Consider the following 313-nt stretch of genomic DNA (forward strand, 5'->3'; position numbering starts at 1 on the left):
ATCAGCGACGCGGCGGGCAACAGCAGTGGTGATAGTGCGCCAGTGACGTTTGATTTTGACGCCACCGTGCCAACTGCGGTGCCAACACTTACCATCGCGGATGCCGCGGACGGCAGCGTGAGCGTGGTAGAGAACAGTGACGGCGTTGAAACCAACGTGACCCTACCAACGGGTGTGGAAGAGGGTGATACGGTGACGTTAACCATCACCAACCCAGATGGTAGCACCACGGAGCAAACCTACACCGTGACGGCGGCGGATCTTGCCAATGGCAGCGCCGATATCACCATTCCAAGCTTGACAGCGGAAGGTA

General features: G+C 58.5%; 1 protein-coding gene. It reads left to right on the top strand.

Annotated features, from left to right (window positions below):
* The coding region (locus tag AACW06_RS20275) for a cadherin-like beta sandwich domain-containing protein (protein WP_202884130.1) at positions 1 to 313 on the top strand (313 nt) is incomplete at both ends.

The organism is Vibrio sp. S12_S33, assembly GCF_963889785.1.
Lineage (GTDB): Bacteria > Pseudomonadota > Gammaproteobacteria > Enterobacterales > Vibrionaceae > Vibrio > Vibrio aestuarianus.